The following is a 22,577-nucleotide window of genomic DNA, read 5'->3' as shown; positions in this document are numbered from 1 at the left end:
GAAAAACGCCTTATGGCAATGGAGCAGTCCCATCAATTACCGCTTTCACAAGTCCCGGAATATGATAAGACTCAGCAATGATATCCGCTGTTTTTCCGATCTCCTCTTTCATCGCCTCTGCAGTAACCGGGCCAATGGCCGCATACAAGGGTCTTTCTGAATCCTCCGGCCTGCAAAATCCTCCGGCCTGTTTAAATGCACGGACGCCGGAAGGGCTTGCAAATATCAGCACACGGCATAACGACAGCTGCTCTTCCATTCGTTTCGAGGGAACGCCCTTTACCGCATAAAGAGGAATATCATCAAAAGTGATCCCTGCCTTTATAAGCATCTGAGCCAGTTTCACAGAGGCTCCCTCCGCTCTTGCCATAAGAACGCGATCCTTTGAATGAAGCACTTTAAAAAGCGCCTGAGCCAGGCTGGCAGAGCAGTATTCCTCCGGCACAAGATCCGGCCGGATCCCCCGTTCCAAAAGCGCCCTGCAGGTTGCAGCCCCGATCGCAGCCACCTTCATATGCCCTAAAGCCCGGATATCCAGGCCGGATTCAAAAAGCCCTTTAAAAAACAGCCGGACACCGTTTACACTGGTAAGAACCAGCCAGGTATATGTTCCTAGTCTGGGATATACGGAAGCCATGGCATTTTTCCCTTTTTCTTCCAGGCATTCCATCCGAAGGAGCGTTTCTGTTTTAGCCCCCTCTTTTCGCAGTGCGATTTCCATCTGATCTGTAAAATGCTCCGTTCCGATCAATCCGACGGTCATTCCATCAAGAGGCCTTCTGGGATTTACCGTTTCCGGCTGCAGGTTAAAGGCAGCCGCCTCTCCCACTACGATAATGGCAGGCGTGTGAAAGCCCTGCTCCTTTGCTTTTGCGGCAAGCGTCTCTAGATCAGCCCGCAAAACCCTCTGGTTTAAAAGAGAACCGTTCTCGATCAGGGCAGCCGGTGTCTGTGGAGACTTTCCTCCCCGGATCAGGCCCTCTGTAATAGACGACAGGCTGTGAAAGCCCATGAGAAAAACAAGGGTTCCCTCCATTGCAGCATATGCTTTCAGCTCGTTCTGCTCACAGCCGCCCGTTAAGGTATGACCGGTAATCACATGAAAGCTGCGGCTTATACCCCGATGGGTGACGGGAATCCCCGCAAGCTCCGGTACGGCTACCGCAGAGGTGATCCCAGGAACGGTTTCCCATGAAATCCCGGCCTCTTTTAATGCCAGGATCTCCTCCGATCCCCTGCCGAACACAAAAGGATCGCCGCCCTTTAAGCGGACTACATTTAACCCCTCTTTTGCCAGCCCGATCAAAAGGCGGTTGATCTCCTCCTGAGGCATGGAGTGGCTCCCTGCTTCCTTTCCGGCATAAATGATCCTGCAGTCCTTTCGGACAAACCCTAAAAGCTCCTGGGAAGCCAGATGGTCATAGACCACGGCATCACAGGCCTTTAACCGCTCCATCCCCCGGATGGTCAAAAGTTCTCCCGCTCCCGGTCCGGCTCCTACCAGACACACGGTACCCCATTTTTTTTCATTCCTTGATACAGGTGTAATGGTATATTTCATGGCCAAAGTAATCCTTTCCCCGCTTGATCTGCTAATGTTGTCACTGATATTTCTGAAAGTGTTCCGCACAGGTCAACCCGGCGTATCTTATTTTTAAGCTCCGCGTCCGTAAGCTGTGAAGCATGTTCCGGTCCATTGATCCCGCGAAGGCGCAGTTTCGTTTCTCCATCTTCTTCAAAGAGGTTCGCATATACGGCCACCGGCGCATGACAGCCTGCCTGAAGCGTTTCAAGCACTGACCTTTCTGCTGTAAGGCACAGACGGGATGATCTGCAGTCGATCTGGCTGCAGAGCCTGTGAGCCTCTGTATCCGCTTTCGTCTCCACTGCAAGGATTCCCTGTCCCCCGGCAGGCAGAAACTGTTCCGGGCTCAGGCGGATGAAGCGCCATTCTTCCCCCTCTTCAATTCCCAGACGTTTTAACCCTGCTGCTGCTAAAAGGATCCCGTCACAGGCGCCTTCTTTCAGTTTTTTTAATCGGGTCTGGACATTTCCCCGAAGCGTCCTGCACACAGGCCGGCTTTCCTTATCCAGCCATTTTGTACTGCCGCAGATACTATGCCACTGCTCCCGGATCTGCAGCTGGCGTCTGGGACTGGAGGTTCCGATGACAAGTTCCTTTTTGTCTGTCTTTAAGGCAGTCTTTGGCAGTATCAGTACATCCCCCGGATCTTCGCGCTCAGACAGCGCTGAAATCACCAGCCCCTCTGGAAGAGAAACCGGCATATCCTTGGCACTATGGACTGCAAGGTCAATGGAGCCTTCTAAAAGAGCCTGTTCAAATTCGGAAACAAATGCTCCCTTCCCCCCAAATGCCTGGAGAGGAGAATGAAGGAGCTGGTCTCCTAGCGTATCCCTTGTAAGAATCTCTGTCTGAAGACCCGGAAACTTATTTTTCAGCTGTTCAGCGATCATTTCTGCCTGGCGCAGAGCCAGAACACTTTTCCGGCTTCCGATACGAAGTATATGGTTCATGTGTTTTCTTCCTCTTTTTTTATATACATGGTCTGAGAACATTCAGCCAGCAATGCCTGTATTTCCTCTGATGAAGGGAGCTTATCCATATTAAAAACTGCCTCTGCAAGCCGGACGGAAAGCTCACGCCGCAGCCCGCCTGAATCTGGAAAACGATCCTTCATCTCTCTGCGCAGCGCTCCTAAAAGCCCGGCCCGTTCTCCCATATGGTCCGGTATGGAATGGGAAATGCGCTCCTTTAAAAGATGGGCCAGCACAGGGCTTTCACCCCCTGTACATACGGCAGCTGTCACCGGGCCGTCCGTAAACAGCGACGGGAAAAGAAAGCTGCTGTCTTCTGGCCCCTGGACCGAATTAACCGGAATTTTCCTTTGTTTGCACCACCGGGAAATGGTCCGGTTCAGCTCAATATCATTAGTGGCAGCAATGACCAGATCTGCTTTCTTTAAATCCTCCAGGCAAAAGGGGCGCATGCTCCGCCTGAAACGCACTTCCTCCTGTTCAAGGCGGTCAAACTCAGGGATAAACTCCTTTGCCACCGCATGGACCAAAACTCCAAAGGGGAGAAGGCCGCAGACCTTACGGTATGCGACCTTCCCCCCTCCGACTGTCACACAGAGCCACCCCTCAATATCTGTAAAAAAAGGGAAATAACTCATAACAGATCCTCCGGTTCATCATTGGCTGTCCGTTTTCCCAAAGCAGCCTTTCTCTCATTTAACAGACGTTCAAACTCATCCTGGCTGCAGCCCATTTCCTCCAGACGCTTTCTGCGCCTTTCCTTCATCCGTGCCAGACGTTCCTTCTCTTTTCTTTGCTGAACCGCAGCGTAAATCCCGCAAACCGCAATCAGAAGCAGGACAGCTGCGCCCGCTCCGGCGATGAGCCGCCCGTCGGGTAAAGAAATCCCTTTCTTTTCAGACGGCTCTTTGGATGAAGACGGATCTGTCTGTTCAGGTGCCTCCTGTGAAGGCTCTGCCGCACTGCTTAAAGCCTTTGTGGTATACAGCCATGCCACTCCGATCTGTCTGTCATTATAGGAATAGATGATCCGGCCGACAGCCCCCTCTGGATGGTTCTCTGGAATCTCAGTCTGCAGATACTGATCTGCGTCTCCAAATTCTGCATCATTGGGAAGAGTGATCACCGCTGTATCATCCAGATACAGCTCGGATGGCAGATAGGATACGCCGTTTATTTCTACCGGCTCTTCACCGGTGATGTAATGGGTTTCATTTTCTGCCACATTTACATTTTTGAACCGTTTAAAACCAAAATCCAGAATGGTCTTTGTATCTGAATAATGGGTCTTTTGGGTACTCTTTAAAGTCACCGCTACCTGGCGCCGGTCATCCTTTACCGCGTAAGTTACAAGGGTCTGTCCTGCAAGAGAGGTATAGCCTGTCTTTCCTGCCACTGCTTCCGGATAATAGTATTCGCTGGTTCCGTCCTCTGTAACCACCAGTTTATGCTCAAGGGAATAGGTACGCCCTTCTGTATTGTTTTTGGTGGGAGGAAGCGTGGCTTCTTTTGCCGAACAGATTTCAAGGATCTCCGGATCTGAAAATGCTGCCGCGCCGATCAGGGCCATATCGTAGGCAGAGGTCAGCTGGGCCTCATCATTTAAGCCGGACGGGTTTTCAAAATTGCTTTCCCGGCAGCCTAATGCCTCTGCCTTTTCATTCATCATGTCCGCAAAAGCCTCTCGGCTCCCTGCCACATGTTCTGCCAGGGCGTTGGCTGCCTGATTGGAGGACTGCAAAAGCATAACAGACAGACTGTCCTTCACAGACAGAACATCCCCCTCTTCCAGGCCCAGCTTATTTCCGCTTCCCGATTCTACATTATAAACGGCATCATGAGAAAACGTAACCTGCTCGTCCATGGAAGCATGTTCAGCCACTACAAGAGCTGTGAGCAGTTTTGTAATACTGGCTGGCGGAAGCTGGACATGGATATTCTGGGCAAACAGCACTGCTCCTGAATCCATATCCATCACAATCCCAGCCTCGGACTGGACACCGGTATCCGCAGGCCAGTCCGGTTTTGCGAACACGGGAAAAGCTGTCAGGGAACAGCTGAGCGCAAGTGTCAAAAAGAAACCGCACAGGCGTTTCATCCGTCGGATCATCGTATATACCCCCAATATTATGATTCAAGCCTTGCCTTTAAAAGCTCCAGACCAGCCAGAATCAGCCCGCCCAAAATAAAGAACGGGATACTGAAGGTAGAAAGGCTTACAGGAGCTTTTGGCACATCCAGCGTAGTGGGCCCCATAAGAATGGCATATAGGGAGCCGATCATCAGGCCCAGAATGGCGTAGATCGTCTGGGAACGGTGGCGTTCCAGACATATTTTTACAAATTTTATAATCGCAATAATTCCTGTGACAACACCCAGGCCGAAGATGACCACCACGGGCAGATAACTGAAATTAAAATGGAGCAGCTCCTTGATCGCCCCGATAACGGGAACATAGAGTCCAAAGATCAAAAGAAGGGTAGAGCCGGAAATTCCCGGAAGTACCATGGCTGTAATTGCGATCATAGCAGCAAAGAAAATATAAATGCCCAATCCGAATGAAAGCTGATCCGCTGATACACGGATGCCCTCTCCGCCGGATGGATTAAACCAGGAAATGGCAAATACCAGAGCTGCGCCCAAAAGGGTAAAGACCAGATTTCCAGCCTGTCCTTTTATCACCGCCGCTTCTTCCTTTATAACCATCGGTATAGCAAACAAGGTAAGGCCAAAGAACACAGAGCTGATCTGATAAATGTGAGCTTCAAACAGACTGGCAAGAATTAAAACGGACAGACCAAAACCAATGATCCAGCCAATCCCCAGCTTTACCAGAAAAAGAAACGCCTTTTTGCGTTTTTTGCTGTCACGCCCCATTAAATCATTTAAAGAATTGATAAATTCATCATAAAACCCAAGCAAAAACGCAATGGTCCCGCCGGAAACTCCGGGTACGCTGTCTGCCAGAGCCATGCAAAATCCTCTCACTGCATTTAAAAACACCTGCATCTTCCTCCTGTTTCGTTCGAAAATTTCAAATCGGACCGCTCTGGCTATACTACCACGGCAATCCGCACATTGAATTATTATACATGAAATAGGAGGAAATTCAAGTAAATCTTATGAGGTCTGATGATGAAGCGCCGCTTTCCACCGCTCCTTTTCTTCTGTCAGACGTTCGTTGATCCAGTCAACACCGCGGGCGATCCCGTCCGCATCAAAGGAGGTTTTTAAATGCTCCTTTTCCTCTTCCGGTGTAAAATCATAGCTGTAGGGTTCCGGCCACACACTTACGAAAAGAAAGGTTTCCTCATTCTCCTCCAGTTTTTCCATCCGAAACCGCAGTCCTTTATGACTACCGGTAAATTTTTCCTTTTTTAGGAAATTTATCGGCATAAAATCCTTTAACTCCAGCATAGCCTTCTCCTACCGCTGAGAGATCAGCTCTAATAACATAGTAACCATTGATGAAATATCCGCATCCGATACGTTCGATGCCGTATAGAGCGTATATGACGTATCCTTCCATTTCCAGGAAGCAAAGCGGCCTCCACTCTGAGTAGTACGGATCTGGGCAGAAACCGTTTCTCCCCCTTCCAAATTCTTAAATTCAACGGTCAGGATCTGATCCGTAAAGCGTTCAAAAATCCCGGCAAAATCCTCTGCCGTGTTGGAAGCACGGTAGGAATAGGGAATTTCATGATATGAAAACTGAATTTCAGCTACCTCTCCATTCAGGATAAAGCAGAGAGGATCTTCTGCCTCCTCCGGAAGAGCCATATAAACCCCAAGAGACTGAAAGGCAGTTTCATCTGTTACCGCAGTCATGGGATTAGGTCTCTGCACGGCAGACGAGGTTTCCGTACCGGATGCAGACGTCTCCTCTTCTGTCTGCATCGTACTTCCCTCCTGCTGTTTTTGTCCGCATCCGGAGGTCATAATAACGGCAGCCGCTATAACCGCCGCCGCTTTATATGGTTTATACGTTTTTTTCATCATACTCACTCCTTTTTAAGCCGTACCTATCCTATCCGTTGGATCTGCGGTTGATAAATTCTGTCCTTGTTTTGGAATAAACAAACTTCTGGCTGGCATACAGGCCATAATAGCCCGACAGGGCAAATGCTACCGCAATAATAATAGAGAAATACTCCATCCCTTCATAACCAAAAAGCTCCAGAGCAATCACTAAGGATGTGATAGGACAGTTAGTCACTCCGGCAAAAAGAGCCGCCATGCCGCAGGCCGCACAGAGAGAGGGAGCAAACCCCGTAATCTCCCCAAACGCACAGCCTAACGCTGCTCCCACGCAGAGGGTAGGCACAATCTCTCCTCCCTTAAATCCTGCTCCTAAAGCAACTGCTGTAAAGAGCATCTTCATAAGAAAAGCCTCATAGCGAACACTTCCCTCTATGCTGCTTTCGATCAGTCCCATACTGCTGCCGCAGTAATCTCTGGTTCCTGATAAAAGGGTAAGGGCGATAAAAAGGAAGCTGCCAGCCAGGATCCGCACTCTGGCGTCTGGAAAATACTTCCGGTAAGCATGTTCTGCCGTATGAAGCAGAACACAGAACAAGATGCTTACCGCAGCACAGAGTATACCTAAAAGTACCAGAAGCCCCATTGCTTTCAAATCCAGCGCCGGTATCATTTCCACCGGGAAATGTTCTCCTTCAAGTCCGGCCGCCCTTGCGATCCCCACCGCCAGAAAGGAGGAAAATACGCAGGGAACCAGGGCTGCATAGTAGAGGACACCAATGCTGACTACCTCCAGGGAAAAAATCGCCGCTGCCACCGGCGTTCCAAAAAGAGCGGAGAATACTGCGCTCATGCCGCACATGATCGCAATCTTTTTATCCCGCTCATCCAGTTTAAACCACTCCCCAAAGGAATTTCCGATGCTGCCTCCCAGCTGAAGAGCCGCCCCCTCACGACCGGAAGAGCCACCCCCCAGATGAGTTAAGATAGTAGAAAAAAAGATTAAAGGTCCTGTGGCAGGCGTCACCCGTTCATTGGAGGAAATTGCATCAATAACCATATTGGTTCCCCTGTTTCCTTCCTCATGGAAGGAGTGGTACATCCAGACGATCAAAAGACCGGACACCGGAAGAAAAAACAGCATGGACGGATGGGACAGCCGAAAACCGGTGGCCCAGGAAACTCCCATGGAAAAAATCGTGCCTGCCGCTCCAGCCACAGAACCGATGACCAGAGCAAGGGCACTCCATTTGATAAAGTAACGGATATTGGCCTTCATTCCGGCTTTGGTATCCCCACGTTTCATTTAATACACCCCCACATTCCCTACATCTCGCTGTAGGTACCCTTTACCTTCACAAGCTTGGGGCGGTATCCTGCATCTGTCAAAGCCGTTACGATCTGATTTTTATGCTCTGTCCCAAATGCCTCCATGGTAATCCGAAGTTCCACAGCCGCATTGCGGTTGATGCTGATAAACTGGTTGTGCTCCAGCTTGATAATATTGCCATGCTGCTCTGCCAAAAGAGAAGATACCCTTGCAAGCTCTCCCGGCTTATCCGGGAGCAGCACGGATACGGTAAAGACTCTGTCTCTCTGGATCAGGCCATGCTGTACGATAGAGGATAAGGTAATCACATCCATATTTCCACCACTTAAGATAGAAACAACCTTCTTCTTTTCCGCCTTGATGTGCTTTAGGGCAGCTACGGTTAAAAGGCCGGAATTTTCTACGATCATCTTGTGGTTTTCCACCATATCCAAAAAGGCTACGATCAGCTCATTATCATCAATGGTGATGATCTCATCTACATTTTCCTGGATATAGGGGAACAGCTTTTCACCCGGACGCTTAACAGCCGTACCATCTGCAATGGTATTGACCTGAGGAAGGGTTACAACTTTTCCCTGGCGCAGCGATTCCTTCATACAGCTGGCTCCGGCCGGCTCAACGCCGATTACTTTGATCTTTGGATTTAACATCTTGGCAAGGGTAGATACTCCTGTGCACAGGCCGCCGCCTCCGATAGGAACCAGGATATAATCAACTGTAGGAAGCTCTTTGATAATCTCCATGGCAATAGAACCCTGTCCTGCTGCAACGTCCAGATCATCAAAAGGATGTACAAAGGTGTATCCGTGCTCCTCTGCCAGTTTGTATGCGTGAGCGCAGGCTTCGTCAAATACATCTCCTTCCAGAACCACATCGGCTCCGTAGCCTTTGGTACGGTTAACCTTGATCAAAGGCGTTGTGGTAGGCATTACTACGGTTGCCTTTACCCCGGCCAGACGCGCGGCATAGGCCACGCCCTGAGCATGGTTTCCGGCAGAGGCAGTGATCAGTCCTCTGGACTTTTCTTCTTCGGACAGGGTACTGATCTTATAGTACGCGCCCCTTACCTTGTAGGCTCCTGTATACTGCATATTTTCCGGCTTAAAATACACCCTGTTTCCTGTCTGTGCAGAAAAATATTCACTGTACACCAGCTTTGTCTCCAGTGTTACCTGTTTTACGATCTCAGAAGCTTCCTCAAATTTCTCTAATGTAAGTTCATCCATACTCGTTCTCTCCTTGGCATTTATTGGTTACAACTATATCACTTTATTGTGATAAATTCAACAGAAAACCGAAAGAGGATCCTACTGTTTCTGTACATGGAACAGGGCGTTTACAAAGTCATCCGCATTAAACTTCTGCAGATCGTCAATCTTTTCACCGATTCCGATGTATTTTACAGGAATTCCCAGTTCCGCCTGGATCGCTACGGCAATTCCTCCCTTGGCCGTTCCATCCAGCTTTGTAAGGATGATGCCCGTGATATCGGCCACCTCCATAAACTGTCTGGCCTGAGCCAGGGCGTTCTGTCCGGTGGTTCCGTCTAAGACCACCAGCGTCTCCCTGTATGCATCAGGATACTCCCGGTCAATGATCCGGTTGATCTTTTTAAGCTCTTCCATCAGGTTCTTTTTATTGTGAAGCCGTCCTGCAGTATCACAGATCAGCACATCTGCCTTTCTGGATTTGGCTGCAGCCACCGCATCATAAATGACTGCCGCGGGATCGGAGCCCTCCTGCTGGGCGATAATATCCACTCCGGCCCGCTCCGACCACTCGGTAAGCTGCTCAATGGCTGCGGCGCGGAAGGTATCGGCCGCAGCAAGGATTACCTTATGACCACTGTCCTTTAACTGGCCGGCCAGCTTTCCTACAGAGGTGGTTTTTCCCACGCCGTTTACGCCGATCACCAGCACAACCGAGGTTCTGTGCTCAAATTCGTAGGCATTTTCGCCCAGATTCATCTGCTTTTTGATGCTTTCGATCAGAATCCCCTTGCACTGCTCCGGATCCTTTATATGTTGTTCCTTTACCTTATTTCTCAGGTCCTCTACAATGGACATGGTGGTCTGGATCCCCAGATCTCCCATGATCAAAGTCTCCTCGATCTCCTCATAAAAATCATCATCAATGGCAGAAAAACCGCTGAAAATAGAATCAATTCCTGATACAATGTTGTTCCGTGTTTTGGCAAGTCCTTCTACCAGACGCCCGAAAAATCCCTTTTTTCCTTCAGCCATAAGGCTTATCCTCCTTTTTATATACGGACAGAAAAACTACTCTGTCAGACTGTCCTCGATCAAATTTACACTCACCAGGGCAGATACGCCCTTTTCCTGCATGGTAATGCCGTAAAGGCGGTCGGCAGACATCATGGTACCCCTTCGGTGGGTAATGACAATAAACTGTGTATTTTCTGTAAGCTTATGGAGATACCCGGCAAACCGGTCCACATTGGAATCATCCAGAGCCGCCTCGATCTCATCTAACAGGCAGAAGGGGGACGGCTTTAAATTCTGGATGGCAAACAGCAGGGAAATGGCAGTCAGCGCTTTTTCCCCTCCGGAAAGCTGCATCATATTCTGCAGCTTTTTGCCCGGCGGCTGGGCGATAATCTGAATACCTGCCTCTAAAATATCCTCATCCTCCAAAAGCTCCAGAGTCCCCCGTCCTCCGCCGAAGAGTTCCTTAAACACCCGGTCAAACTCAGAGCGGATCTCTGAAAATTTTTCCTTAAACTGGCGGCGCATTCCCGTATCCAGCTCCAGGATGATCTTTTCTAACTCCGCCTGGGCAGCGGTCAGATCCTCATGCTGGGTTTTCATAAAGAAGAAACGCTCGGATACCTCCCTGTAATCCTCAATGGCATTGACATTGATCGGGCCAAGTGCCTTGATCCGGGTTTTTAATCCGCCTATGATCCGGCTTACTTCTCCCAGAGAAGGAAAATCCTCCTTTTTCATCGCCTCTGCCTGAACAGCCGTCATCTCATATTCCGACCACAGATATGCGGCCCCTGATTCCAGCTTTTCCTGCAGCTTCTCCTCCTGGGACTGAATGCGGAACATATCCTTATCCAGTTCCGAAGCGCGGGATGAAATTTCTTCCCGGACTGTAAAAAGCTTCTTTTGCTGTGCGAGAAACGCTTCCTTCTGCTCTGTTTTTTTTGCGATCAACGCTTCGCTGTCTGCCGTCTGAAGCAGGGAATCCTCAATCTCTCTGCGGATTTTTAAAATCTCCTCCTGCTTTTTTGCAATGGCTTCTCCTGATTCTGTGCTTCCTTTAGAGAGCTGGGACAGTTCCTTTTTAAGCAGCTCCCCTTCTCCCCAAAGACGTTTTTCATTCTCACGGATAAAATCCAGCCTCTGGGCCAGTCCTGCCTGCTTAATGCTTAACTGCGCCAGCTGCTCGCTGTCTGCCTCTTTTTCCTTCTTTGCCTGTTCCAAAAGAAGGCTGTGTGCATTTACAGTCTCAGCAGCAGCCTCACTCTCGCTGTCCAGAGCCTCTTTCTGTGTTTGCAGGCTTCTGCGGCTTTCGCTGATCTCCTTTGCCTGAATCTCCAGCTGATGATGCTCCCTTACCAGATCAGAGGAAGAATCGGCAATCTCTCCCTTTTTCTCCTCCAGTCTGGAAATAGTAACCCGAAGCGTATTCTCTTCCAGCGCCAGCTTCTGTCCGGCTCTTTTTAAGACAGCCGCCTCATCCTTTTTTTCCTGAACAATTGCCTCTTTAAGACTTAACTCTGTCTGAATGGTCTCAGCCTGCTTCAAGTAACGTTCGCAGGTCTGTTCCAGCTCCTCGATCTCCCTGCGGCGCCCTAAAAGATTACTGCTGTTTTTAAACGCGCCTCCCGTCATGGAACCGCCTGGGCTTAAAAGCTCACCCTCCAAAGTGACAATTCTCAGGCTGTAGCGGTATTTTTTAGCTAAGGCAATCGCTGCATCAATGTTAACAGCCACTACCACCCGGCCCAAAAGATACCGTACCAGTCCCCGATAGCATTCTTCTGTTTCTACCAGTTCGCTTGCAAGGCCGATCACGCCTGCTTCCTTTAACGCCTCAGGCCTTGAAAAGGCCGATCCGCTTCCCATACTGGTAAGAGGCAGAAATGTAGCCCGGCCATATTTATTTTTCTTTAAATATTCGATCAGCTGCTTGGCCGTAATCTCTGAGTCTGTGACAATGTTCTGGATACTGCCCCCAAGGGCTGTTTCTATGGCTGTTTCGTACCTTTTGCCAGTAGTGATCAAATCTGCCACCACGCCGTGGATCCCATGGATCTGGTCCCGGACCTCCATCACCCGGCGGATGCTGTTTCCGTAGCCGTCATAGCGCTCCGCCAGATTCTGCAGCGATTCCAGCCTGGTATGGGCCATGTGGTATTCCTGCTGGGTATCATTTAACCGACGGTTTAACCGGCGGACCTCGCTGTCTGCCTGCTCCATACCATCCTCGGCTTCCTGGGCTGCAACCTGCTTTTCCACCAGCTCCGCCTGTACCTGTGCAAGATGCTCCTTTTCCTCTGCGATCCTCTCCTCCTGAAGAGATTCGTCACTTTTAAACCGGAGAAGCTTCTGGGAAACCTCGCTGCGGCGCAGATTTACCTGCTCCGACATAGCCTCATAGCGCTGCTGTCTGGCCGTCAGCTCGGCCTTTTCATTCAGGAAGCGGAGCATCTGAGCGTTTGCCTCCTCGATCACCGCTTCCAGATGGCTGATATGATTTTCTTTTTCAGAAATCTCCTGTCTGGCACGGTTCAGCCGGTTTAATTCCTCTGTATTCTGCTCCCCAATTCGGTTTTGTTCTGCTTCAAAGTCCGCAAGCTGTTCCTCTTTTCCCTTCAGTTCCTCAGTGATGGCTTCCTTTCGGCTTTTAATATGCTCCTCATTCCGTTCTTCTGCGTGGATCTGTTCTCTTAAAACATTGATCCGGCCTTCCAGCGTGTTTTTTTCCATGGACGCCTCATTGAAACGGCTCCGTTCTTTTAAAACAGCTTCCTCCAGACTGCGGATTTCTGCTTCCAGGCGGTCATATTCCTTTCGGATGTCCTCACCTTTTTTTCTGGTCTCCTCCAGATCTCCTTCCAAAACCTGCTTTTTCCTGGAAATTTCGTTTAACTGGCTCTGGATGTGCTCTGCTTCCAACAGAAACTGGTTGGCATCACAGACCTTCAGCTCTTCCTTTAACTGCAGATACTCCCTGGCTGCCTTTGACTGACGCTCTAAGGGTTCCACCTGCTTTTCCAGCTCATTTAAAATATCCGATACACGTACCAGACTGGCCTGTTCGTCCTCCAGCTTTTTCTGTGCAATGGCCTTGCGCCGTTTGTATTTCACAATACCTGCAGCTTCGTCAAAAAGCTCCCGCCGTTCCTCCGGCTTTCCGCTTAAGATCTTATCGATCTGTCCCTGTCCGATAATGGAATAGCCCTCTTTTCCGATTCCCGTATCATAAAAGAGTTCATTGATATCCTTCAGACGGCAGGCGCTCCCATTTATCATATATTCACTTTCACCGGAGCGGTAAAGGCGTCTGGATACCGTCACCTGCTCATAATCGATGGACAGCTGGTGATCGCTGTTATCCAGGGTGATCGCCACATATGCAAAACCCTGAGGCTTTCTTAGCTCGGTTCCGGAAAAGATCACATCCTGCATACTGGCTCCGCGCAGCTGGCGTATCCTCTGTTCGCCTAACACCCAGCGCACTGCATCTGCTACATTGCTCTTTCCGCTTCCGTTGGGTCCTACAATACCCGTAATGCCGTTATGAAATTCAAAGACCAGTTTATTGGCGAAGGATTTAAAGCCCTGGATCTCGATACTTTTCAGATACATGATTCGCCCGCCTTAAGCTTTAAAATACCGTTGTAGGCGGCTACCTGTTCCGCCGCCTTTTTTGTGCGTCCCACGCCCCGGCCGATCTCTTCCTCTCCCATGAGCGCCCGGACCTCAAAGGATTTATTGTGATCAGGCCCCTCCTCCTTTATGATTTCATAGGACAGAACACCGGTCTGCCGGCTCTGGATCATCTCCTGTAAGATAGTCTTGCTATCGTAAAAGAGCTGCTTGTGTTCGATATCATTTAAAATAAATCTGTGTATAAACTCTTTTGCATTAGTAAAACCACCGTCCAGATAAATCGCTCCGATCAGGGCTTCCATCGCATCCGATACCACAGAATTGCGGTTTCGCCCTCCAGTTGCCTCTTCTCCCTTTCCAAGGAGCAGGTACTCGCCCAGCCTGATATCTCCTGCACAGTATGCCAAAGTGGGTTCGCAGACAATACTTGCACGTATTTTTGTCAAGTCTCCCTCCGGAAGCGCATCGTATTTATGGTATAAAAAGTCACTGGTAACAATTTCAAGCACTGCATCGCCTAAAAACTCCAGGCGTTCATTGCAGCGGCTGTGATCCAGCCGGTGTTCATTCGCATAGGAGCTGTGGGTCAGCGCCTGGCTGAAGAGATTTTTATCGTGAAATTCATACTGAAGCTTTTTTTCCAGCTCTTTTAAATGGATATTCATATGTATATTCCTTCCTTTTTAAACGCACAAAAGGGCTGTAAAAACAGCCCCGCGCGTTTTATTCATTCAATGCGTTTTTGATCTGCTCTGCAGCGTCTCCGACCGTAACGATCTGTTCTGCAGCATCATTGGGGATTTCGATATCGAACGCCTCCTCAATTCCCATAATGATCTGGAAAATATCCAGTGAATCGGCTCCAAGATCGTCTACAAAGGTAGCTCCCATGGTGATGTCATCCGGCTCCAGATTTAAAACCTCTGCAATAATTTCCTGCAATTTTTCAAATTCCATATTCTATCCCCTCTCCTGAATCTGTTTCTTTATAACATAGGCCCCTGAGCCTTTTCCTCTGCCAGCGACTGGCGGATCTTTTCGTTGATCTGCTGCTCCTTAAAGGTCACGCACTGGATAATGGAATTGCACACCTCAGTCCGGCTGGAATTTCCATGTGTCTTCACTACCAGTCCCTTTAATCCCAAAAGAGGCGCGCCGCCGTACTGACTGGCATCAAAAGATTTTAAGGTGGTCTTTAAAGCCGGTTTTACAAGAAGTGCCCCGATCTTGCTCCGGAGCGTTGCCATCATCCCCTGCTTTACCATATGGATCAAAGTAGCTCCTACACCCTCATACAGCTTTAAAATCACATTTCCTGTAAAGGCCTCACAGACAATTACGTCTGCGCCGCCGTGGGGGATTTCTCTGGCCTCAATACTTCCGATGAAATTGATATCCTTACATTCCTTTAACAGCGGGAACGTCTCCTTCACCAGTGCGTTTCCCTTTTCCTCTTCCGCACCGATATTTACAATGGCAACTCTTGGATTTGGAATTCCTACTACGTGTTCCATATAGATCGAACCCATTCTGGCAAACTGTACCAGATGAGACGCCCTGGCGTCTACATTCGCCCCGCAGTCGATCAGAAGGGATACGCCTTTTTCTGTAGGAATAAGCGGTGCAAGAGGCGGGCGCTCCACGCCCTTGATCCGTCCCACGATGACCTGTCCGCCTACTAAGATCGCTCCTGAGCTTCCGGCCGATACAAAAGCGTCTGCCTGTCCGTTCTTTACCAGGTTCATGCCTACTACGATGGATGAGTCTTTCTTTTTCCGGATCGCATTTACCGGCGGCTCTTCTGTAGCAATCACCTCTGAGGCATTTACCACCTGGATTTTCTCTTTGTCATAGGTATATTTGGAAAGTTCTTCCTGTACGGTCTTTTCCTGTCCTACCAAAAGAACCTGGATCTCCGGTTTCTTCTTTACCGCCTCAACGGCTCCTGCAACCATCTCCACAGGCGCATTGTCTCCGCCCATAGCATCTACCGCTACTCTGATCATAAAAAAGACTCTCCTTTCGTCTTTGCGATACAATTTATAATATACTAGATATCCGTCTATAAATCAATACGTTTTTATAGCTGCACCAGGGTAAAAAACGCCGAAAAAAGGACCGTCCCCATTCAGGGACAGCCCTTTAAAAACAGATAAAACTATACCAGATCGTCAAGAACCGAAGCTCCGATGGTGCCCTCCGGCATGGAAACACCAAAATTATCAACTGCTGTAGCGCCGACCACTGCAAAGGTATCCTTTTCGCTCAGCGCGCCGCTTCCCTTCATGGAAGGGGAATAGGCCAAAAACGGTACCTTTTCACGGGTATGATCCGTTCCTGCATAGGTGGGATCATTGCCGTGATCTGCCGTGATGATCAAAAGATCATCTTCTCTTAATACGTCAAGAAGGATCCCCAGCTTCTCATCAAAGCGTTCAATTTCCCCTGCATATCCCTTTGGATCCCGTCTGTGGCCCCAGAGGGCGTCAAAATCCACCAGATTCACAAAGCAAAGACCATGAAAATCCGTTCCCGCCACTTCTATGGTCTGCTCCATGCCATGAACAGAGCTTTTCGATTTCAGGGCCTTTGTAATGCCTTCTCCGTCAAAGATATCATTGATCTTTCCAATGGAAATCACATCAAAGCCTGCATCCTTTAAAGCATTTAATGCTGTCTTCCCAAAGGGCTTTAAGGCATAGTCATGGCGGTTGCTGGTGCGCTTAAATTCGCCCTTTTTCTTTCCCACATAAGGCCTTGCAATGACGCGCCCTACCTTCCATTCATCTTTTAACGTAAGCTCTCTGGCAATCTTACAGCACCGGTACAGCTCCTCAAGATCAAAGGTTTCCTCATTGCCGCAGATCTGCAGCACAGAGTCGGCAGAGGTATACACGATCATATGGCCGGTGGCAATCTCCTCCTCTGCCAGCTCGTCCAGGATTTCCGTTCCGCTGGAGCTTTTATTTCCAATTACCTTATGACCGGTGCGCTCCTCCAACTCCTTGATCAGCTCCGGCGGAAAGCCCGTCTCCGTAAAGGTCTTAAAGGGCGTCTTCACCTCCAGCCCCATCATCTCCCAGTGGCCGGTCATGGTATCCTTACCCAGGCTCTTTTCACGCAGCTTTCCATAATAGCCAAGAGGCTGTTCCTCCGGCTCCACCTGTTTTAAAGACGTGAGATTTGCCATCCCAAGCTTTCTTAAATGAGGGATCTTAAAGGTTTCTACCGACTGGGAGATGTGGCCCAGGGTATTGGAACCTACATCTCCAAACTGGGCAGCGTCCTCTGCCTCTCCTACCCCCAGAGAATCCATTACAACCACAAAGATACGTCTGAATTTTTCCATGTTCTGCTCCTTTACTGCTTTTCTTTCAGATTTCCGGGACCAAAGCCCAGGGGAAGAAGCTCTTCCAGCGTTTTTATGATATACCGTTCTTCATCAATTGCCACGATAATCTGAAACTCCTTTGGATCACAGAACTCCATCATTACCTGGCGGCATACGCCGCAGGGGGCTGTATAGTCTGTAACAACGCCGTTCATCCCTCCGGTAACGCAGATTGCATCAAAATCCTTTACTCCCTCGCTGACTGCCTTAAAAAATGCCGTCCGCTCTGCACAGTTACAGGGAGTATAGCCGGCATTTTCAATATTGCAGCCAGTATATATGTTCCCGTTTTTTGCAAGCAGAGCCGCGCCCACATGAAAATGGGAATACGGTGCATAGGAATAATCCAACTGAGCCTTCGCAGTACGGATCAGACGTTTTATCTCTTCCTGTTCCAGTGGTTTCATCGTCTACTCCTTCCTGGCATCAATAGCCGGATGCTTCTTCATTTTTTACCAGCTTTACCATACGGCTCGTTCCCAGGCGGTCTGCTCCCAGCGCAAGGAAACGCTCTGCATCCGCCAGAGAGGAAATGCCGCCTGCCGCCTTGATCTTTACATTTTTCCCTACATGAGCAGCAAAAAGCGCAATATCCTCAAAGGTAGCGCCTGCCTTTGAAAAGCCTGTAGAGGTTTTAATATAATCTGCACCGGAAGCAGTAACCACCTGGCACATCTTTATCTTTTCTTCCTCTGTCAGCAGACAGGTTTCAATGATAACCTTTAAGATCTTATCCCCGCACACTGCCTTCAGCCTGCGGATCTCATCCTCAATTTCATCATAAAGGCCTGCCTTTGCCCAGCCGATATTGATCACCATGTCAATCTCGTCTGCTCCGTTTTCCAAAGCATTTCTGGTTTCAAACTCCTTTGTTTCCGTAGTCATATAGCCGTTAGGAAAACCGATTACCGTGCAGACGGCCATCTTATCTCCCATATATTCCTTTGCCTGCTTAACAAAGCTTGGCGGAATGCAGACAGAAGCAGTCTGATACGCGACGGCGTCATCACAGATCTGCCGGATCTCCTCCCATGTAGCCGTCTGTGCCAGCAGTGTATGATCTACATGGCTCATAAGTTCTTTTATTCCCATTTTCATATCCTCCTTTAAACATATATTCATCTTTCCTTCACCGGATCCATAAGAATCAGGCCAGTTCCAGGGCAATCTCCATCATCTTTCCAAAACCGATCTGGCGCTCCATTGCGCTTAATCCCTCCTGGCGATAGATATGATCGGAAATAGTAAGCATACAAAGCGCCTTTTTGCCTGCCCTGGCAGCATTCATATACAGGGCTGCCGCTTCCATTTCCACTGCCAGAACACCCATAGAACGCCATTTGTCATTCACATCTGCAGTTTCGTTATAAAAAATATCAGAGGAAAGGACATTTCCCACCACAGCCGGCGTTCCCTGATTCTTTGCAGTTTCGGCAGCCCTGTTTAAAAGGCTGTAATCTGCAATGGGCGCAAATGTACCCGGAAGTCCGTACTGATACGCATAATTGGAATCCGTACAGGCGCCCATGGCAATAACCACATCCATCAGATTCAAAGAATCCTGAAGTGCGCCAGCAGATCCGATGCGGATAATACTGTCCACATCGTAAAAATGAAACAGCTCATAGGAATAGATACCGATGGAGGGCATTCCCATGCCGGCTCCCATGACTGAAATCTCTTTTCCCTTATAGGTTCCCGTAAATCCCAGCATATTGCGGACTCCCGTGACCTGTCTGGGATTCTCAAGATAGGTTTCAGCGATATATCTGGCCCGAAGAGGATCTCCGGGCATAAGCACGGTTTTGGCAAAATCTCCTTTTGCCGCGCCGTTATGAGGAGTTGGTACTGACATAGATAAGCTTCCTTTCCAAACCGCATCTGTAAGGCAGCGGTTTACGTTTTACTTGGATTTGATAAAAATCTTTCCGTTGGCAGCCGGCGTATGGGCTTTTCCAACAAAGAGGATCAGCGCCAGCAGGGTTACCACATAGGGGATCATGGAAATCAGGTTCGGCGAGATCATGTTGCTCTGGCCCGCAAGGCTCTTGATGCCGCTGCAGAAGCCAAAGAGAAGGCAGGCAAGCATAGAGCCGCCCGGTGAAAACTTACCGAAGATAACGGCCGCAATGGCGATAAAGCCCTGTCCTACAATTACGCTTGGGCGGAACTGGTTAATAGTAGCCAGCGTTACAAAAGCGCCTCCCAGGCCGGCCATAAAGCCGGACAGTATCACACAGCTGTAACGCACGCGGTACACGTCAATTCCCAGAGATTCACAGGCCTCCGGATGCTCTCCCACTGCCCGCAGATGGGCGCCGAAGCGCGTTTTGTAAAAGATAAACCAGCATACGCCTGCCAGGATAAACACCAGATATGCCACTGAATATACATTCAGTACATTGCTTAAAAAGGAGCCTGTTGGAAATACGCCCTCAAAAAGCTTTGGAAGCTTGCTTGCCGGATCCATGGCCGGAGTATCGGAGGAATTATTGTACATAGCTTTGCAGAGGAATACCGCAAGACCTGGGCCTAAAAAGTTGATGGCAGTTCCGGCAATGGTCTGATCTGCATGAAAGGAAATACATACGACCGCATGAATGACGCCAAAAAGCGCACCCGCAAGACCCGCTCCCAAAAAGGCCAGCCAGCCGTTTCCCGTTTCCAGCCCAAGTACCGCACCGGTAAATGCGCCGATGGTCATCATGCCCTCAATTCCAATATTGATAACTCCGCTCCTCTCAGAAAAGCAGGAGCCCAGGGCCGCCAGAAGAAGGGGCGGCGTTGCGATCAAAGTTGCATTGATCAAAAGGCCAAGATTTTTAATGATTACATCCATATTAGTTTGCCTCCTTCTTTGCAGCGAGCTTCTTAAACAGGATACGGAAGATCTGGGCAATGGCAATAAAGAGGATCACACAGCCCATGATAATGTCTACCACCTCTGAAGGCGCTTTTACAATGCTCAGCTTGGAGCCGCCGTACTTCATGGCTCCATAAAACAGTCCGGCAAAGATACAGCCAATGGGATTGGAGGAACCGATCAGGGCCACTGTGATTCCCTGAAAGCCATAGCCTTCCTGGCCTGCAAACTGGCTTAAACGGCCTGCCATGCCAAGGATCTGAACCGCTCCTCCAAGACCTGCCAGCGCACCGGAAATACTAAGAGCCGTAAGCACAGACGCATCAGAGTTAATACCGCCGTACAGAGCGCCGTTCCGGTTAAAGCCCACTGCTTTCAGTTTGTATCCCAGTGTCGTTTTTTCGATGATCACCCAGATGATCACAGCAGCCGCAACGGCCAGGATGATCCCCCAGTTTGCAACCTTGCATCCCAGTACATCTCTTACTGCCTCAGGGAAGAGGATACGGGCCGTTTCTGCCACATCCTTTGTGGCTTCACCGCCGCCTTCCTTGTGAATGGCAGGAATATTTACCACATAATTGGAGAGGTAAAAGGCAATCCAGTTAAACATGATAAACGACAAAACCTCGTGAATGCCCCGCTTTACCTTTAAAAGCCCTACCAGATAGGACCAGAGCGCTCCTGCTGCCGCTGCCGCCAAAAGGCACAGGGGAATATGGATAACAGCCGGAAGTTTTAAGGTAATTCCCAGCACACAGGCTACCAGGCTTCCCACTACAAACTGTCCTTCTGCTCCGATGTTGAAGACACCGGTTCTAAAGGAGAATGCAACACTTAATCCGGTAAAGATCAAAGGGCTTGCATAGGTCAGTACCCATGCAAGATATTTTGGCTTGCCAAAAACACTGTCGATCAGCTTGCCGTAGGCCACTGCAGGGCTGATCCCTGCGATCATAAGGAAGACAGCTCCGATGATAAACCCGGCAACGATCGCAATGAGCGTATAAAGTAGATTGGATTCAAGGATACTTTTCTTTTTATTCATTCTTCCGTCCTCCTGCCATCATATAGCCGAGTTCTTTTTCATCTGCATTCTTTCCGGGAACGCTTCCTGTGATCCTGCCGTCAAAGATGACCTCGATCCGGTCAGAAAGACTCATGATCTCATCCAGCTCAAAGGAAACCAAAAGAACGGCCCTGTTTTTATTTCTCTGCTCTACCAGATACTTATGAACAAATTCAATGGCTCCTACATCCAGGCCACGGGTAGGATTTACAGCGATCAGAAGATCCTTGTCATTGGTAACCTCTCTGGCAATAATGACCTTCTGCTGATTGCCTCCTGAAAGCGTTCCTGCCGGCGCTTCTTCGCAGCCTCTGGGACGCACATCAAATTTTTCAATCAGCTCTGCAGCATGGGCGCGGATCGCTTTCCGATTTAGAAATCCCTTATTTGAGAAAGGGGCCTCCTCAAAATGCTGCAGGATCAGGTTGTCCTCATTGGAAAAGTCCAGGATCAGTCCATGCTTCTGGCGGTCTGCCGGAATACTGGAAATACCGCTTTCAAAGGTTTCTTTCGGCGTTTTATTGATAACCTCTTTTCCCAGCATCTTCACGCTGCCGGATTCTGCCTTCTTAAGGCCTGTGAGGATTTCCACCAGCTCCGTCTGGCCGTTTCCGTCCACGCCTGCAAGACCTACGATTTCTCCCCTGCGGACCGTTAAATTAAGTCCCTTTAAGATCTCTGCGTCCCGATAATCCCTTGCCCTTACATCCTTTACCTCCAGAACGATTTCTCCCGGCTCCTGCTCCTTTTTATCCACCTTAAAATTCACATCACGGCCGACCATCATGGCTGCAAGGTCATTTTCTGTTACCTCATCCACATTTACCGTGCGGATATATTTCCCCTGGCGGATAATGGTGCAGTGATCCGAAGACGCCGTGATCTCCTTCAGCTTATGGGTAATAAGGATCACGCTCTTTCCATCCCTTGTCAGATTCTCTATAATCTCCATCAGTCCTTCAATCTCCTGAGGGGTCAGGGAAGCGGTAGGCTCATCCAGGATCAGCGTATCCGCACCGCGGTAAAGCACCTTCAGTATCTCCACACGCTGCTGCATCCCAACGGAAATATCCTCGATCTTTGCGTCAGGATCGACCTTCATGCCATAACGCTCCGACAGCTCCATTACCTTCTGTCTGGCGGCTGCCTTATCGATGGAAAGCCCCTTTACAGGCTCAATTCCCAAAATAATATTATCCGTTACCGTAAATGGCTGGATCAGCATAAAATGCTGGTGAACCATACCGATCCCGATGTCGATAGCATCCTTTGGACTGGAAAAATGCACCTCTTTCCCTTTAATAAAAATCTGTCCGCTGGTAGGCTTATAAAGCCCGCAGAGCACATTCATCATCGTACTTTTACCGGCTCCGTTTTCTCCTAAAATGGCATGTACCTCACCCTTATGCACCGTCAGATTGATGTGGTCATTGGCTGTAAAATTACCGAATTTCTTTACAATGTCCTTCATCTGGACCATGACCTGGCTTTCATCCATATGGCTGGTCTTTCCCATGTATATT

At 49.2% G+C, this 22,577-nt stretch carries 21 protein-coding genes; all 21 read right to left on the bottom strand.

What is annotated here, in order from left to right:
* Positions 1-10 precede the first annotated feature (10 nt).
* The 21 genes from cobA to WKT10_RS06375 all read right to left on the bottom strand — a co-directional run bounded on the left by cobA (position 11) and on the right by WKT10_RS06375 (position 22,570).
* On the bottom strand, positions 11-1,561 hold the full coding sequence (cobA, locus tag WKT10_RS06475) for a uroporphyrinogen-III C-methyltransferase (protein WP_340276266.1): 1,551 nt from the start codon (positions 1,559-1,561) through the stop codon (positions 11-13).
* On the bottom strand, positions 1,558-2,535 hold the full coding sequence (gene hemC, locus WKT10_RS06470; protein ID WP_337433299.1) for a hydroxymethylbilane synthase: 978 nt from the start codon (positions 2,533-2,535) through the stop codon (positions 1,558-1,560). Before hemC ends, cobA begins: the two co-directional genes overlap by 4 nt.
* Positions 2,532-3,194: a precorrin-2 dehydrogenase/sirohydrochlorin ferrochelatase family protein gene (locus WKT10_RS06465; RefSeq protein WP_066548556.1), complete on the bottom strand. Its 663-nt coding sequence runs from the start codon at positions 3,192-3,194 to the stop codon at positions 2,532-2,534. The genes hemC and WKT10_RS06465 overlap by 4 nt, the downstream gene beginning before the upstream one ends.
* Entirely contained in the window at positions 3,191-4,654 is a 1,464-nt protein-coding gene (locus WKT10_RS06460; RefSeq protein WP_419042927.1) for a D-alanyl-D-alanine carboxypeptidase family protein, read from the bottom strand. Before WKT10_RS06460 ends, WKT10_RS06465 begins: the two co-directional genes overlap by 4 nt.
* A gap of 29 nt (positions 4,655-4,683) precedes the next feature.
* Positions 4,684-5,565 (bottom strand): DUF368 domain-containing protein, encoded by an 882-nt coding sequence (locus tag WKT10_RS06455; protein WP_407408211.1) that lies wholly within the window; start codon positions 5,563-5,565, stop codon positions 4,684-4,686.
* Between the two features lie 111 nt (positions 5,566-5,676).
* Complete coding sequence (locus tag WKT10_RS06450) at positions 5,677-5,973, bottom strand: hypothetical protein (RefSeq protein WP_337433297.1); 297 nt, start codon at positions 5,971-5,973, stop codon at positions 5,677-5,679.
* A gap of 9 nt (positions 5,974-5,982) precedes the next feature.
* Positions 5,983-6,552 (bottom strand): hypothetical protein, encoded by a 570-nt coding sequence (locus tag WKT10_RS06445; protein ID WP_340276260.1) that lies wholly within the window; start codon positions 6,550-6,552, stop codon positions 5,983-5,985.
* Positions 6,553-6,583: 31 nt separating this feature from the next.
* Positions 6,584-7,840 (bottom strand): chloride channel protein, encoded by a 1,257-nt coding sequence (locus tag WKT10_RS06440; protein WP_337932569.1) that lies wholly within the window; start codon positions 7,838-7,840, stop codon positions 6,584-6,586.
* 20 nt (positions 7,841-7,860) lie between these two features.
* Positions 7,861-9,093, bottom strand: coding sequence for a threonine ammonia-lyase (gene ilvA, locus WKT10_RS06435; protein ID WP_066548565.1), 1,233 nt, complete (start codon positions 9,091-9,093; stop codon positions 7,861-7,863).
* A gap of 81 nt (positions 9,094-9,174) precedes the next feature.
* The gene (gene ftsY / locus WKT10_RS06430) at positions 9,175-10,110 is read right to left on the bottom strand and encodes a signal recognition particle-docking protein FtsY (RefSeq protein ID WP_337433295.1); all 936 of its coding nucleotides are present in this window, start codon (positions 10,108-10,110) and stop codon (positions 9,175-9,177) included.
* Positions 10,111-10,146: 36 nt separating this feature from the next.
* Positions 10,147-13,707 (bottom strand): chromosome segregation protein SMC, encoded by a 3,561-nt coding sequence (gene smc / locus WKT10_RS06425; RefSeq protein WP_340276256.1) that lies wholly within the window; start codon positions 13,705-13,707, stop codon positions 10,147-10,149.
* The gene (gene rnc / locus WKT10_RS06420) at positions 13,698-14,396 is read right to left on the bottom strand and encodes a ribonuclease III (RefSeq protein ID WP_337433293.1); all 699 of its coding nucleotides are present in this window, start codon (positions 14,394-14,396) and stop codon (positions 13,698-13,700) included. The genes smc and rnc overlap by 10 nt, the downstream gene beginning before the upstream one ends.
* Before the next feature lie 58 nt (positions 14,397-14,454).
* A complete protein-coding gene (acpP, locus tag WKT10_RS06415; RefSeq protein WP_296038569.1) occupies positions 14,455-14,688 on the bottom strand; it encodes an acyl carrier protein in 234 nt (77 codons plus the stop codon).
* Between the two features lie 29 nt (positions 14,689-14,717).
* The gene (gene plsX / locus WKT10_RS06410) at positions 14,718-15,737 is read right to left on the bottom strand and encodes a phosphate acyltransferase PlsX (protein ID WP_066548582.1); all 1,020 of its coding nucleotides are present in this window, start codon (positions 15,735-15,737) and stop codon (positions 14,718-14,720) included.
* A gap of 152 nt (positions 15,738-15,889) precedes the next feature.
* Positions 15,890-17,080, bottom strand: a complete 1,191-nt coding sequence (locus tag WKT10_RS06405) for a phosphopentomutase (protein ID WP_340276253.1) — start codon at positions 17,078-17,080, stop codon at positions 15,890-15,892.
* Positions 17,081-17,091: 11 nt separating this feature from the next.
* Positions 17,092-17,529 (bottom strand): cytidine deaminase, encoded by a 438-nt coding sequence (locus WKT10_RS06400; protein ID WP_331467939.1) that lies wholly within the window; start codon positions 17,527-17,529, stop codon positions 17,092-17,094.
* Between the two features lie 19 nt (positions 17,530-17,548).
* Positions 17,549-18,214, bottom strand: a complete 666-nt coding sequence (gene deoC, locus WKT10_RS06395) for a deoxyribose-phosphate aldolase (RefSeq protein WP_296038573.1) — start codon at positions 18,212-18,214, stop codon at positions 17,549-17,551.
* 55 nt (positions 18,215-18,269) lie between these two features.
* Positions 18,270-18,977 (bottom strand): purine-nucleoside phosphorylase, encoded by a 708-nt coding sequence (deoD, locus tag WKT10_RS06390; protein ID WP_066548591.1) that lies wholly within the window; start codon positions 18,975-18,977, stop codon positions 18,270-18,272.
* Between the two features lie 48 nt (positions 18,978-19,025).
* Entirely contained in the window at positions 19,026-19,961 is a 936-nt protein-coding gene (locus tag WKT10_RS06385) for an ABC transporter permease (protein ID WP_066548593.1), read from the bottom strand.
* Between the two features lies 1 nt (position 19,962).
* Positions 19,963-21,033, bottom strand: coding sequence for an ABC transporter permease (locus WKT10_RS06380; protein ID WP_296038577.1), 1,071 nt, complete (start codon positions 21,031-21,033; stop codon positions 19,963-19,965).
* Positions 21,026-22,570, bottom strand: a complete 1,545-nt coding sequence (locus WKT10_RS06375; protein ID WP_066548602.1) for an ABC transporter ATP-binding protein — start codon at positions 22,568-22,570, stop codon at positions 21,026-21,028. The genes WKT10_RS06380 and WKT10_RS06375 overlap by 8 nt, the downstream gene beginning before the upstream one ends.
* Positions 22,571-22,577 lie beyond the last annotated feature (7 nt).

Origin of the sequence: Enterocloster sp. HCN-30185, assembly GCF_037890305.1 — a bacterium.
Lineage (GTDB): Bacteria > Bacillota > Clostridia > Lachnospirales > Lachnospiraceae > Enterocloster.
This window is presented reverse-complemented; position numbering and strand designations above follow the sequence as displayed.

Excerpts from the sequence above, each read along its gene's own strand:
- cobA (WP_340276266.1), bottom strand. The coding sequence starts at position 1,561 with ATGAAATATACCATTACACCTGTATCAAGGAATGAAAAAAAATGGGGT.
- hemC (WP_337433299.1), bottom strand. The coding sequence starts at position 2,535 with ATGAACCATATACTTCGTATCGGAAGCCGGAAAAGTGTTCTGGCTCTG.
- WKT10_RS06465 (WP_066548556.1), bottom strand. The coding sequence starts at position 3,194 with ATGAGTTATTTCCCTTTTTTTACAGATATTGAGGGGTGGCTCTGTGTG.
- WKT10_RS06460 (WP_419042927.1), bottom strand. The coding sequence starts at position 4,654 with ATGAAACGCCTGTGCGGTTTCTTTTTGACACTTGCGCTCAGCTGTTCC.
- WKT10_RS06455 (WP_407408211.1), bottom strand. The coding sequence starts at position 5,565 with ATGCAGGTGTTTTTAAATGCAGTGAGAGGATTTTGCATGGCTCTGGCA.
- WKT10_RS06450 (WP_337433297.1), bottom strand. The coding sequence starts at position 5,973 with ATGCTGGAGTTAAAGGATTTTATGCCGATAAATTTCCTAAAAAAGGAA.
- WKT10_RS06445 (WP_340276260.1), bottom strand. The coding sequence starts at position 6,552 with ATGAAAAAAACGTATAAACCATATAAAGCGGCGGCGGTTATAGCGGCT.
- WKT10_RS06440 (WP_337932569.1), bottom strand. The coding sequence starts at position 7,840 with ATGAAACGTGGGGATACCAAAGCCGGAATGAAGGCCAATATCCGTTAC.
- ilvA (WP_066548565.1), bottom strand. The coding sequence starts at position 9,093 with ATGGATGAACTTACATTAGAGAAATTTGAGGAAGCTTCTGAGATCGTA.
- ftsY (WP_337433295.1), bottom strand. The coding sequence starts at position 10,110 with ATGGCTGAAGGAAAAAAGGGATTTTTCGGGCGTCTGGTAGAAGGACTT.
- smc (WP_340276256.1), bottom strand. The coding sequence starts at position 13,707 with ATGTATCTGAAAAGTATCGAGATCCAGGGCTTTAAATCCTTCGCCAAT.
- rnc (WP_337433293.1), bottom strand. The coding sequence starts at position 14,396 with ATGAATATCCATTTAAAAGAGCTGGAAAAAAAGCTTCAGTATGAATTT.
- acpP (WP_296038569.1), bottom strand. The coding sequence starts at position 14,688 with ATGGAATTTGAAAAATTGCAGGAAATTATTGCAGAGGTTTTAAATCTG.
- plsX (WP_066548582.1), bottom strand. The coding sequence starts at position 15,737 with ATGATCAGAGTAGCGGTAGATGCTATGGGCGGAGACAATGCGCCTGTG.
- WKT10_RS06405 (WP_340276253.1), bottom strand. The coding sequence starts at position 17,080 with ATGGAAAAATTCAGACGTATCTTTGTGGTTGTAATGGATTCTCTGGGG.
- WKT10_RS06400 (WP_331467939.1), bottom strand. The coding sequence starts at position 17,529 with ATGAAACCACTGGAACAGGAAGAGATAAAACGTCTGATCCGTACTGCG.
- deoC (WP_296038573.1), bottom strand. The coding sequence starts at position 18,214 with ATGGGAATAAAAGAACTTATGAGCCATGTAGATCATACACTGCTGGCA.
- deoD (WP_066548591.1), bottom strand. The coding sequence starts at position 18,977 with ATGTCAGTACCAACTCCTCATAACGGCGCGGCAAAAGGAGATTTTGCC.
- WKT10_RS06385 (WP_066548593.1), bottom strand. The coding sequence starts at position 19,961 with ATGGATGTAATCATTAAAAATCTTGGCCTTTTGATCAATGCAACTTTG.
- WKT10_RS06380 (WP_296038577.1), bottom strand. The coding sequence starts at position 21,033 with ATGAATAAAAAGAAAAGTATCCTTGAATCCAATCTACTTTATACGCTC.
- WKT10_RS06375 (WP_066548602.1), bottom strand. The coding sequence starts at position 22,570 with ATGGGAAAGACCAGCCATATGGATGAAAGCCAGGTCATGGTCCAGATG.